Source organism: Labilithrix sp. (genome assembly GCA_019637155.1).
GTDB lineage: Bacteria > Myxococcota_A > Polyangia > Polyangiales > Polyangiaceae > Labilithrix.
Genome location: JAHBWE010000008.1, coordinates 313817 through 326197 on the forward strand (window position 1 = coordinate 313817; position 12381 = coordinate 326197).

A 12381-nucleotide genomic window follows, 5' to 3' on the forward strand; every position below is an offset into this window, starting at 1 on the left:
TTCGTTCGAGTCCGCACCCGTTGGTTCGAGTCCGCATCAAGGGCACCGCGTGACGATGTGGCCGTCCTCCGTCGCGCACGTGCCGCCGAGGCAGGAGAGGACGACGCACAAGCACAAGGTGCACGACGCGCGCGGGCGGCACTCGTACGTCGCGCCGGGCTCGCTGCCGGTGACGGCGCAGTACTCGGCGTCCGTGCAGACGCGGTATCCACACGTATAGGCGCCCGCCGGCGGGACGCAGCCCTCGCGCGCGACGTCCACGCCGCTCGTCGCCGCCGCGCACGACGACGTGTACGTCGTGCCGTCGCAGCCGCAGACGAGCGAGACGCCAGCCTCGAGGCACGACTTCGGCGTCTCGACGCAGACGCCCACCTGCTCCGACGAGCCGCACGAGCGATCGTCGTAGCGGCAATACGAGCCGGCGGCGCAGGGTCGTACCGCGCTGCACGACGGGTCCGTCGCGGCGTCGGTGTCCACGTCGGCGTCGGCGTCGTTCGCGTCGGCGTCGGCGGCGGCGTCGACGAGCGGCGCGCTCGTGTCCGCGTCGAGAGGAGCGGGCGTGTCCGCTTCCATGGTTGCGCCGTCGTCCACGTCGCCGGCGGCGTCCGCGGGCGGCGGAGTCGCGGAGTCCGAAGTGACGGTCCAGTCGAGGCTGCACGCGACGACGAGCGCGCCGGCGACGAGACCCGAGACGACGAAACGGAAGAGAGGAACGAAACGAAGGTGGCGATGAGGCATGGCTCTTTGCAACGTGTCCGGTGGGTCGATCAGGTGTCCGCCGAGCCGGACAGTGGGAGGCGGCTCTCCGGAGGAGTGGTCTCGAACGATTTCAAGTGCTTCTCGGCGCGTCCGGAGCGGCGTGCCCCATGCACACGTGCCGCTCTCGTGCCCCGCTCTGGTCTCCTCGGGATCGCCGTCTCCCTCGCCGTCGTCGCGTCGTCGCTCGTCGCGCGCGCGTCGCCGGAGGATCCTCGCCTCCTCTACGACCGAGGCAAGACGGCGTACGACGACGGCGACTTCGCCGCCGCCGCGCGCGCGTTCGACCACGCCGACGAGGTCTCCCCCAAGCCCGAGGTCCTCGAGCTCGCGATCGCGTGCGCGGCGCGCGCCGACGATCCCGTGCTCGGGATGTCGCTCGTCGACCGGGCCGAGCGTCGCGCGCTCGACACGCTCGCGTCCGCCGGTCGGCGGATGTTCGCGAGCAAGGTCGGCCGCATCGAGATCGCATGTCCCGGCGTGCTCCGCTGCACGGCGACCGTCGACGGCGATGCGGTCGCGGTCGGCGCTCCGCTCTGGTCACGCGTCGGCGAGCACGCGATCGTCCTCGACGCCGACGGCAACGTGGAGCGCTTCACCGTCGCGGTCGTCGCCGCGCAGGCGACCACCGTCCGCCCTACGCGCGTCCTCCAGGTGCGTCTCCCCGCGAGCCCGAGCCCGATCCTGAGCCCGAGCCCGATCGTCGCCGCGCCGATCGAGCCCCTCCCGCGCCGCGAGGCTCCGTCCTCGAAGCGCCTCCACCCGGCGTGGTTCTTCGGCGCCGCGGGCACCACCGCGCTCGCGCTCACGGCGACCGCGATCTCGGGCGCCGACACGCTCCGACGGCACGCGGACTTCACGCGCGAGCGATCGCGCGTCGATCTCGCGGCGGACGGCGAGGCCGCGCAGGCGCGCACCAACGTCCTCCTCGTCACGACGGTGGGGCTCGCCGTCGTCACGACCGTGATCGGGGTCTTCTTCACGCACTGGCGACGAACTTGACGAGAGGCTTCATGCGATCGGAGTCGAACATCGAGCTGCGCAGCTCGCGTTACCGCATCCTCACGCGCATCGCGAACGGCGGTATGGGCTCGGTCTACATGGCGGCGCAGCACGGCGCGGCCGGCTTTCGCCGCGTCGTCGCGATCAAGCGCGCCTTCCCCCATCTCCTCGAGGACCCGTCGTTCCGGCGGCTGGTCGTGACGGAGGTGCGGCTCGCGTCGCTCGTGCGCCACCCCAACGTCGTCGCGGTCTCCGACGTCGAGGAGAGCGACGGCGAGCTGAGCCTCGTCATGGAATACGTGGAAGGAGGGTCGTTCGCGGACCTCTTGCGAAGCGGCGCGCCGCTGTCGATCCAGCTCGCGCTTCGCGTCGTCCTCGACGCGACGGAGGGGCTCCAGGCGATCCACGTGTGCACGGACGAGGACGGCCGCCCGCTCTCGCTCGTCCATCGTGACATCTCCCCGCAGAACATCCTCGTCGGCGTCGACGGCGTCGCGCGCATCGCCGACTTCGGGATCGCGCAGGCGCGCGAGAGCGGCTCCACCGTGAGCGGTCTCCTGCGGGGGAAGCCCGCGTACATGGCGCCGGAGTACGTCGAGACGAGCATCGCGACGCCCGCGTGCGACGTCTACGCGCTCGCGATCGTCGCGTGGGAGGCCCTCACCGGCCGCCGCCTCTTCCGCGCGGCGACGGACGTCGAGACGCTCGATCGCGCGCGCGCCGCGGTCGTACCGGCGCCGTCGCTCTTCAACCCGGCGGTGACGCCCGAGCTCGACGCGGTCATGCTCCGCGCGCTCGCGCGGGATCCCGCCGCGCGTTACCCGTCCGCGATCGCGTTCGGACAGGCGCTCGCGGCGAGCGTGCCTCCGCTCACCTTGACGACGCGCGCGGAGCTCGGCGCCCATGTCCGCGCGGTGGCGGGGCCGGTGCTCGATCAGCGCCGCGCGTCGCTCACGGAGATCCACACCCTCCCCGCTCCGCCGGAGGAGCTGCGCCCGTCGTGCGCCGAGCTCCCGCCCGTCGTCGAGCACGTTCGACCGCCCGTCGCGACCTCGAGCGGCCGCTCGTGGGCGATCGCGGTCGTGCTCGGGCTCCTCCTCGCGCTCGGGGGCGCGGGGCTGGCGCGGCGGTCCGCGCCGGCGGCGAAGGAGCTCGCCGCCCCGCTCGCGGTCGCGACCTCGGCGCCGCCGATCGCCTCCGCCAGCGTCGCGGCCGCGCCGTCGTCGGCGGCTTCGGCGCCGCCACCGATCGTCCGCCCCGTCGCGACGTCGCGCCCCGCGCCGCGCGCATCCTCACGGCCGGCGCCGCGCGCGACGGCGACGGCCGCGCCGTCGAGCTCCCTCCTCGCGTCCCCGCCACGCCGCGCGCCGGACAACCCGTACGCGCGATGACGGACGTGACGAAACCGATCGAGCGCGCCGCGCAGCCGCCGCTCGGCGCGCGCGTCGTCGTGGTCGGCGCGAAGGCGAGGCCGTCGCCGTTCATGCTCGAGCGCGGGAGCTGCGTCCTCGGCTCCGCGCCGGGCGCGGACATCGTCATCGACGACCGCGCCGTCTCGCGCTCCCACGTCGAGCTCTCGATCGTGAACGGCGGGATCGACGTGCGCGATCTCGGGAGCCGCAACGGCACCTTCTACCTCGGTCAGCGCGTGCAGCACGTCGTCCTCCGGCACGGCGCGAGCCTCACCGTCGGCGCCGCGCGCGTGCTCCTCGAGGCGGACACGGAGAGCTTCGACGACCTGTCCACCGGCGCCGACGAGCTCCGCGGCCTCTTCGGCGCCTCGCCCGCGATGCGCCGGATCTTCGCGATCCTGAAGCGGCTCGAGTCGTCGACGGTGACGGTCCTCGTCCAGGGCGAGTCGGGCGTCGGCAAGGAGCTCGTCGCGCGCGCGCTTCACGCGGGCTCCGGCGTGCCGGGCCCGCTCGTCACCTTCAACTGCGGAGCGATCGCGCGCGAGCTCGTGACGAGCGAGCTGTTCGGCCATCGCCGCGGCGCGTTCACCGGCGCGGTCGACGCGCGGCGCGGCGCGTTCGACGCGGCCGATCGCGGGACGCTCTTCCTCGACGAGGTCGGTGAGCTCCCGCTCGACGCGCAGCCCTCGCTCCTGCGCGCGCTCGAGGCGGGCGAGGTGCGCGCGGTGGGGGCCGACCACGCGACGACGGTGCGCGTGCGTGTCATCGCGGCGACGCACCGCGATCTCGAGCGCGAGGTCCGCGAAGGACGGTTCCGTGAGGACCTCTACTACCGCCTCGCCGTCATCAAGCTCGACGTGCCGCCGCTCCGGGAACGACGCGACGACATCCCGCTCCTCGCGCAGCGGTTCGCGCGCGCGGCCGGCGCCGACCCGCTCCCCGACGACGTGATCGAGAAGCTGAAGGTGCGCGCGTGGCCCGGGAACGCGCGCGAGCTGCGCAACGTCGTGCAGGCGTATTGTGTGCTCGGACGGCTTCCTCCCGGTCCGCGCTCGGCGCCGGTGTCGCTCGACGAGCCGCTCGCGGCGATGGTCGACGTCGCGCGCCCGTACGCGGAGCTGAAGGACGAGCTGCTCGATCGCTTCCAGCGCGTCTATCTCACCGAGCTGCTCACGTACGTGCGCGGCAACCAGACCGCGGCGGCGAAGCTCGCGCGGATGGACCGGACGTACCTCGGCAAGCTCCTCGCGCGCCATCGGATCGGCGCGCCGGTCGAGGACGAATGAGCCTCAGCTCGTGATGCCGTAGCGTTTCAGCTTCTCGTAGAGCGTCGAGCGCGAGACGCCGAGCAGGCTCGCCGCCGCCGACTTCGAGTCGCCGGCGAGCTTGAGGACGCGGATGATGTGCTCGCGCTCGATCCGATCGACCGACTGGCCGCGCGCGTCCTCCAGCCGGAGCGACGCGAGGGACGTGTTGCGCGAGGCGCTGCCCGGCTCGACGAGGTCGGCGGTGATCTCGTCGCCTTCGCACATCATCACCGCGCGTTCGATGACGTTCCTGAGCTCGCGGATGTTGCCCGGCCACGTATGCGTGAGCAGGACGTCGAGCGCCGCCTTCGTCAACGTGCAGGGCCCGCGTCCGAACTCGTGCGAGAAGTGCTCGACGAGCTCGGTCGCGATCGGGTGGATCTCGTCGAGGCGCTCGCGCAGCGGCGGGATGCGGATGATCGTGCCGAGGCGATAGAAGAGATCGGAGCGGAGGATGTTCGCGTCGACGAGCTCGTCGGGGCTGCGGTTCGTCGCGGCGAGGATACGCACGTCGATCGAGCGCTCCTTGTCGGAGCCGACCGGATAGAAGCGGCGCTCCTCGATCGCGCGGAGGAGCTTCGCTTGGAGGTCGAGCCTGAACTCGCCGATCTCGTCGAGGAGGATCGTGCCTCCGTCGGCGGACGCGAGGTAGCCGGCGCGGTCGCGCTTCGCGTCGGTGAAGGCGCCGCGCGTGCTGCCGAAGAGCTCCGCCTCGATCACGTTCGGCGGGATCGCGGCGAGGTTCACGCGGACGAACGGCCCGTCGCGGCGGGCGCTCCGCTCGTGGACGCGCGCGGCGAGGACCTCCTTTCCGACGCCGCTCTCGCCGACGATCAACGCGGACGAGGACGGCGTCGCGGCGACGCGATCGGCGAGGGCGAGCGCCTTCTGCATCGACTCGCTGGTCGGCGCGCGGTGCTTGGCGCGGTACCCCGATCGGCGCGCGGGGGCCTGCCGGTTCGGCCCCGTGCTCTCGAGCGCGACCTCGAGGCGGGCGAGGAGGGCCTTCGCCTCGATCGGCTTCTCGATGAAGTCGGCGGCGCCGAGACGCATCGCCTCCACGGCCGTCTTGATGTCGGCGGTGCCGGAGATGACGAGGGCGAGCGACGGCTCGCTCGACGTCTGGGTCATCGCGAGCACGCTCCGCCAGTCGCCGTCGAAGTGGAGATCGAGGAGGACGATGTCGTACCGAGCCTGCGCGAGCAGCGTCGCTGCGGTGGCGCCGGAGTCGGCGACGTCGACGGAGCCACATCCCCAAGCGCGGAGGTAGCGGCGCAGCGTCGCCGTCACGCTTGGATCGTCATCGACAACGAGAGCACGACGCATGCTGAGAAGCGGCAGCAGATCCCCCATCGTTCGGAACAGGATAGTCCATGCGGAATCCGACGAACACGTGCGTGATCGAGTCCGCAGCCCTCGACTTGGCGTAGCCGTGAAAAGCGACAGAACGCGAGCGGCTCGCGACGGTCTGGCCGTTGCTACGAGGACGCGCGGAGGATCTGACCATGCACGTTTTCGGCAACAGATACGCAATTTTTGGTGGGTTCGTTCTCGTCGCCCTCGCCGCGTGCGGCGACGGCGCGGCGGCGGGCGCGGGCGCGACGGACATGGCGGAGGGGGCGGTGACGTCGCCGTCGTTCGCCGCGGGCGTGTGCGTCTCCGTCGGTACGAAAGGGGGCCTTTCGCACCGCACGTTCTCGCATCCCTCGGGGCCGCCGTCCGCGCCGTCGTGCTCGGCGTCGGCGGTGTACGGGGGCGGGGCGAGCGCGGTGACGGCGTCGCTGCTCGGACGCACGGCGGTCGTGCGCATCGCCGACACGGGCGCGCTCGGGAAGGCCGGCGGGACGCTGGCGGAGGAGCTCGTCGACGCGAAGGTGACGGGGCTGCTCTCGGCGTCGGTGGCGTCGTCGTCGGTGAAGGGAGCTCAAGGCAAGACGCTCGCGCGCTCGGAGATCGCGGACGTCCGACTCGGCGTGGCGGGGCTCACGCTGACGGCGAAGGCGCTCACGACGAACGCACGCGCGACGTGCCGAAACGGCGTCGCGACGCTCGACGGCGACGTGGAGATCGCGGACCTCGCGATCGACGGAGTCCGCGTCGACATCGACGGCCAGCCGAACCAGACGATCGACGTGCGCGGCCTGCTGAAGATCGTCATCAACGAGCGCCGCACCGACGCGACGGGCATCACGGTCAGCGCGCTCCACGTGAAGGTGCTCTCGCTCCTCGAAGCCGCCGACGTCACGATCGCGACCGCCACCGCGACCATCACCTGCCCATGCGACGATCCGCCGAGCAGCAGCAGTAGCAGCAGTAGCAGTAGCAGCAGTGGCGGAAATGGCCCGCCGGGCGACGATTGCGAGGAGCCCGAGCCGCCGCCGCCGCCTCCGCCTCCGCCTCCTCCGCCTCCGGCCGACGACGATTGCGAGGAGCCCGAGCCGCCGCCTCCGGGCCCGGGCGATCGCTGCGACGAGCAACACCCGTGCGGCGCGGGTTTCATCTGCGCCACCGCCGATCTCGTCGTCCGCTGACAGCACGCCCCCCCGCGAGCGCGGTGCGACCGACCGCGCTTCGCAGGCCACACGACGCCGACACGCGCTCGCAACCCTGCGCCGCACGCTGCGACGAGGCCCTCAGACTTGGCTTGTCTTAGCCTTCGTTGCCCCCTTCGTGTCCCGCTCCGTCGCAATCGAGAGCGCGCGAGAACACCCGCACCACCACGAGAGCTCGACGTCACGCAAACCGAAGACGCCATCGCGCGGGACCGGAGACGCCATCGCGCGGGACGTCGGGTGCACCGCAGCGGCTCGCGGAAATCCGAGCACGGGCGCGATGGCGAGCGCGCGGGACGCGCGGTATCGGGAACGCGGGGTCCCGAGGTGCCCAAGCTTCCGCGCGTCGTCGAATCGTGCTCGATGCTTCGGGTCGCCGCGAAGAGCGCGTACGCTCGCACGCGTGACGGTGGCGCGGGTTCTTCGGCTCACAGCGTTTGGCGGCATCGTGCTCGTCGCCATCGTGGCGCCGCGGACGGCAACGATGCCCGCGCTCATCCTGATGCTCGCATCCGGCGTCGCAGTCCCGCTCGGCCTCGCCCTCACGCTCACGCGTCGAAGCAACGCCGCCGCCGACCCGCTCGAGCGCAGGACGCTCGCGCGTCGGAGCGACGACGCCGCCGACCCGCTCGAGCGCAGGACGCTCGCGCGTCGGAGCGACGACGCCGCCGACGGCCCGCTCGGGCGCGGGGTGCTTGCACGCGTGGCGTTGCGTGGGGCGTCGGGGCTTCGTGTCGTTGCGCCGGTTGGGGCGGTGGGAGGTGTGCTTGGATGGCTGGCGGCGCCCGGCTCCGGCCTCGCGATCGCCGGGGCTGCCGCGTACGCGCTCGTCTGCGTGGCGGCGGGAGTGCTCGGGCTCGCGCGCGTGTTGCCCGACCTTCGTGCGCGCGCGGTGCCGGAGCTCGCGATCGATGTCGGGCTCCTCTTCCTCCCCGCGGCGGCGGTGTGGCTCCTCGCGGCGCGCGCGGGGGTGCCGCTCGCCGGGTTCCACGAGCCCGTCGTCACCTTCACCGCCGCCCACTTCCACTTCGCGGGCTTCGCGGCGCCGACGATCCTCGGGCACGTCGGACACCTCGTCGAGGAGAGACCGCGCGCGCTCTACCGCGTCGCGACCGTCGCCGTGTGCGCCGGCGTCCCCCTCACCGCGATCGGCATCGCGACGAACCATACCGTGGAGCAGATCGCCGCCGTCACCGTCGCGCTCGGGATGCTCGCCGCCGCGATCGTGCTCGTCGGCTTCGCCGCGCGCCGCGCGGAGGCGCCGCTCGCGAAGGTGCTCTTCGTCGTGTCGGGCACCACCCTCCTCCTCACGATGACGCTCGCGGCGTGCTTCGCGCTCACCTCCTCGGCGGGGCGCGGCTCGTCGCTGCAAGGGATCGTCCCGCTGCAGACGATGATCGACTACCACGGCGGCGCGAACGCGATCGGGTTCGCGCTGAGCGGCCTGTGCGCGCTCACTCTGCAGCGCCTCCGCGCGCGCGCGACCGCCGTGCCCTGACTCCGAGCAAGCCGAAGCACGCGGCGGCGAAGAACAAGCCGGCCACGGCGGAGGTCTCGAGCTCTCCTCCGATGGCCGCCGCGCTGCACGAGGAGCTGCCCTCGTTCGATGCGGTCGATGCGGTCGATGCCGTCGATGCGGTCGATGCGGTCGGCGCGGACGGCGAATCGCAGAGCTGCGTCCGCGAGAGCTGCGTCATCTCCTCGAGCGCTTGCGGTCCGTAGACGCAAAGCTCCCCGCCGGCGAGGGTGCAGAAGCTCTCGGCAGGACAGCTCGTCAGGATCGTGGGCGCCGCCCCCGTCCCGCACTGCGCGCCCTGACTCTTGAGCACGTCCAGCGTGACGTCGGGGTGGTTGGTCAGTATCTCGGGCATGCCCGAGCGCGATGCATGGAGCGCTCCCGCCTCCACGCGCGCGATCTCGGCGAACGCGCGCCTGCTGCCCGGCGGACCGCGCAACGCTCCACCGTGCGGTGCACACGGCACCTCGGCCGTAGCGCGTGAACGGAGAGCTACGCGCGCCGCGTAGCCTCTGCGCGATCACTCTGCAGCAGCTTCGATCGTCGCGACCGACGCCGGCACCGGAGACGGCGCCGGAGCGACGGGGCGCACCGGGATGCGGCGGCCCTCTTCGAGCTTGCCCTCGAGGACCTTCTGCGGCGGCAGCTGGAGGTCCCACACGAGGCCGACCCAGCTCATCGCCTTGAGCACGTAGAAGGTGAGATCGATCTCCCACCAGAAGAAGCCCTGACGCACCGAGCGCTGGTAGTAGTGGTGGTTGTTGTGCCAGCCCTCGCCCATCGTGACGAGCGCGAGCGCGAGGCTGTTCTTGCTGTCGTCCGTCGTCGCGTAGCGGCGGCGACCCCACCAGTGCGCGAGCGAGTTGATCGCGAAGGTGCCGTGCCAGAGGAGCACCGTCGAGACGAGGAACGCCCAGACGAGCCCGTACCAGCCGGCGATGAAGAAGCTCGCGAACCCCATCATCACCCCCGGGACGAGGTGGTACTTGTTGAGCCAGCGGAGCTCGGGGTAGCGCATCAGATCGGGGATGTTCTTCTCGAGCGTGTCCTCGGTCTCGGTCGAGAGGATCCAGCCGACGTGCGACCACCAGAAGCCGTCCTCGCGGAACGAGTGCGGATCGAGCTTCGTGTCGGAGTGCTTGTGATGGTCGCGGTGATGCGCCGCCCACCAGAGCGCGCCCTTCTGGAGCGACATCTGCGCGAGGAACGCGAGACAGAACTGGAACCAGCGGCTCGTCCGGTACGTGCGGTGCGAGAAGTAGCGGTGGTAGCCGCCCGTCACCCCGAACATCCGGATGTAATAGAAGGCGAGGGCGAGCCCGAGGCCCTTCCAGGACCAGCCGAGCATCGCCACACCCACCACGGCGGCCACGTGCACCCCGAAGAACGGCGCGCTCACCAGCCAGCCGTAGTCCCGCTTGTTCATGAATTTACCTTACGGAATGCCGCGTCAGGAATTGGTCACGAGACCGCCACAACTCTTTCATTTCCTGCGCTTACGGGTCGTTCATCCGGTCGATCTTCCGCAGCTCCGGGAACATGAGGGCCCACGCGAGGACGACGAGGCAGGTCCCGATCCCGCCGATCATGACCGCGAGCTCGGGCCCCAGCCACTCCGCGGTCACGCCCGACTCGAACTCGCCGAGGTCGTTCGACGCGCCGATGAACACCATGTTCACCGCGCTCACGCGCCCGCGCATCGCGTCCGGGGTGCGGAGCTGGATGAGGGTCGATCGTACGACGACGCTGACCATGTCCGCCGCGCCGAGGAACGCGAGCGCGCCGAGCGAGAGGAAGAAGCTCCGCGAGCGCCCGAACACGATCGTCGCGACGCCGAAGAGGAAGACGCAGACGAACATCGTGACGCCGGCGCGACGGCGGAGCGGGAAGAACGCGAGCGTGAACGCCGTCAGCGCGGCGCCGACGGCGGGCGCGCTCCGGAGCACGCCGAGGCCCCACGGACCGGTGTGGAGGAAGTCGCGCGCGAAGATGGGGAGGAGCGCGACCGCGCCGCCGAGCAGCACCGCGAAGAGGTCGAGCGAGATCGACCCGAGGATCGGCTTGTCGGACCAGACGTAGCGGATGCCGGCGAAGAGCTCCGCGAGCGTCGCGCGCCCGGTCGGCCGCTCCGCGCGATCGGTCGCGCGATGCCCGATCCCGACCACCGCGAGGACCGCGACGAGCGCGACGCACGCGCAGACGGTGTAGACGATACTCGGCCTGCCGGTGGCGGCGTAGAGGACGCCGCCGATCGACGGGCCCGCGATCATCGCGAGCTGCCACGACGAGGACCCGAGCGCGACCGCGCGCTCGAGGAGCGACTTGTCGACGAGGCTCGGCATGAGCGCCTGCCCCGCGGGGCCGCTGAACGCGCGGATGACGCCGATGACGACGAGCACGCCGTAGATCGGCAGGAGGTTCCGCTGGCCGCTGTGCGCGAGGAGCGCGAGCGCGGCGGCGCACGACGTGAGCCCGACGTTGCAGCAAATGAGGATGACGCGCCGGTCGGCGCGATCGGCGAGCTGACCGCCGGCGAGGGCGAGGAGGAAGTTGGGGAGGAAGATCGCGAGGCCGGAGAGGCCGAGCGCGAGGGGCTGGCCCGAGATCTCGAGGACCTGCCACCCGACCGCGACGCTCAGCATCTGCGCCGCGACGATGAGCGCGAGGCGCGCGACGAGGTAGAGGGTGTAGCGTCGGTTCGCGAGGAGCGCGGCGACGCCCGTGGGGGCTACGGCCAAGGAGCGCCCCTTCTACGGGCACGCCGGGACGGCATCAATGCCGGAGAAGAACTCGTCGCGCATCAGCTCCCAGGCGCGTCGATTCCGCTCCTGCCCCGTGCACTTGAACGGCTTCTCCTCCGGCGTGAGGCGGCGCAGGCGCGCGCGCTGATCGCGGTAGTAGCGGAGCGCGAGCTCGGCCGCGTACTCGCGCACGTCGTTGCCGGGCTGGAACGAGTAGTACGTGCCGCCGCGGACCATCGTGCCGTTCGGCGTGAACGGCCCGAGGCACGCCGTCGTCGCGCCGCATTGCCTCACGATGTCCTTGTAGATGCCGCCGAGCACGGGGAGCGACCACGGCGAGCCCTCGGGCGAGAGGTGCGTGTAGTCGTTGAGGTGGAAGAGCTCGTGGAACAAGGTCTCGCGCACGGCGTCCGCGGACGTGTGGAGCGAGCCGTTGAGGTTCCACGCCACCGTCCAGTCCGACGCGTACGCGCTCGGCGATCGCCCGTTCACCGAGCGCATGAAGCGCAGCGTGATCGGCTTCACGCGATACCGCTTCGACGCGCTCACGATCCCCGCGTCGGCGCCGTAGCGCGCGAGCTCGTCGAAGAACTGATCGAAGTCGCGCATCGCGCCGGCGATCCACTCGAGGTGCTTGCGGTCTGCATGGATCGGCACGGCCGGCTCGATCTTGATCATCCCGCGGTAGCCGCCGTCGATCGTGTGCGCGGGCTCGACGCCGGCGATGACCTTCCACTTCACCCAGAGCTCGTGCGCGACGCTCGCCGCCTTCGTGTCCGGCGCGTACCGCTTGTCGAAGAAGCAGCGGATGCGCGCCTCCGCGCCCATGCTCGTCGGACACGCCGATGACTCGACGCCGAGGACAGGGAGGATCTGATCGACCCCGCGCTCCGGCTCGGGATCGGGCTCGGGTGCTCCGGCCTCCTCGACCGCCACGACCACCGGTGCCGCCGACGCCGACGCGGCGGGCGGCGCCGGCGCGGTCGAGCGTTGCGAGGAGCACCCCGCGACGAGGACGACGACGCAGCCAAGAGCACGCACCGACACGGATCTTAGCCGATGGGTCGGGGGCACAAAAAGTCCGCAACCGCCCGC

General features: G+C 71.7%; 11 protein-coding genes. 6 read left to right on the forward strand and 5 right to left on the reverse strand.

Annotated features, from left to right (window positions below):
- Positions 1-36 precede the first annotated feature (36 nt).
- A complete protein-coding gene (locus tag KF837_19115; protein MBX3229437.1) occupies positions 37-738 on the reverse strand; it encodes a hypothetical protein in 702 nt (233 codons plus the stop codon).
- Between the two features lie 147 nt (positions 739-885).
- On the opposite strand from KF837_19115, the gene KF837_19120 reads away from it, so the two are divergent.
- From KF837_19120 to KF837_19130, 3 genes are read left to right on the forward strand one after another with little or no spacing between them, the layout of a single operon-like run.
- Positions 886-1758 carry a hypothetical protein gene (locus KF837_19120; protein ID MBX3229438.1) on the forward strand — a complete coding sequence of 291 codons (873 nt, stop codon included), beginning with the start codon at positions 886-888 and terminating at the stop codon, positions 1756-1758.
- Between the two features lie 11 nt (positions 1759-1769).
- Positions 1770-3149 (forward strand): serine/threonine protein kinase, encoded by a 1380-nt coding sequence (locus tag KF837_19125; GenBank protein ID MBX3229439.1) that lies wholly within the window; start codon positions 1770-1772, stop codon positions 3147-3149.
- Complete coding sequence (locus KF837_19130) at positions 3146-4456, forward strand: sigma 54-dependent Fis family transcriptional regulator (protein MBX3229440.1); 1311 nt, start codon at positions 3146-3148, stop codon at positions 4454-4456. The genes KF837_19125 and KF837_19130 overlap by 4 nt, the downstream gene beginning before the upstream one ends.
- A 3-nt stretch (positions 4457-4459) precedes the next feature.
- Here the strand turns inward: KF837_19130 and KF837_19135 are convergent, their stop codons facing one another.
- Positions 4460-5767, reverse strand: coding sequence for a sigma-54-dependent Fis family transcriptional regulator (locus KF837_19135; GenBank protein MBX3229441.1), 1308 nt, complete (start codon positions 5765-5767; stop codon positions 4460-4462).
- 215 nt (positions 5768-5982) lie between these two features.
- Between KF837_19135 and KF837_19140 the strand changes: the two genes are divergently transcribed.
- The 3 genes from KF837_19140 to KF837_19150 all read left to right on the forward strand — a co-directional run bounded on the left by KF837_19140 (position 5983) and on the right by KF837_19150 (position 8751).
- Positions 5983-7008: a hypothetical protein gene (locus KF837_19140; protein ID MBX3229442.1), complete on the forward strand. Its 1026-nt coding sequence runs from the start codon at positions 5983-5985 to the stop codon at positions 7006-7008.
- 505 nt (positions 7009-7513) lie between these two features.
- Positions 7514-8527 (forward strand): YndJ family transporter, encoded by a 1014-nt coding sequence (locus tag KF837_19145; protein MBX3229443.1) that lies wholly within the window; start codon positions 7514-7516, stop codon positions 8525-8527.
- A gap of 71 nt (positions 8528-8598) precedes the next feature.
- Entirely contained in the window at positions 8599-8751 is a 153-nt protein-coding gene (locus tag KF837_19150; GenBank protein MBX3229444.1) for a hypothetical protein, read from the forward strand.
- Between the two features lie 314 nt (positions 8752-9065).
- Here the strand turns inward: KF837_19150 and KF837_19155 are convergent, their stop codons facing one another.
- From KF837_19155 to KF837_19165, 3 genes are all read right to left on the reverse strand, one after another.
- On the reverse strand, positions 9066-9971 hold the full coding sequence (locus KF837_19155) for an acyl-CoA desaturase (GenBank protein ID MBX3229445.1): 906 nt from the start codon (positions 9969-9971) through the stop codon (positions 9066-9068).
- A gap of 70 nt (positions 9972-10041) precedes the next feature.
- Positions 10042-11187 carry an MFS transporter gene (locus KF837_19160; GenBank protein ID MBX3229446.1) on the reverse strand — a complete coding sequence of 382 codons (1146 nt, stop codon included), beginning with the start codon at positions 11185-11187 and terminating at the stop codon, positions 10042-10044.
- Positions 11188-11295: 108 nt separating this feature from the next.
- A complete protein-coding gene (locus tag KF837_19165) occupies positions 11296-12327 on the reverse strand; it encodes a hypothetical protein (protein MBX3229447.1) in 1032 nt (343 codons plus the stop codon).
- Positions 12328-12381 lie beyond the last annotated feature (54 nt).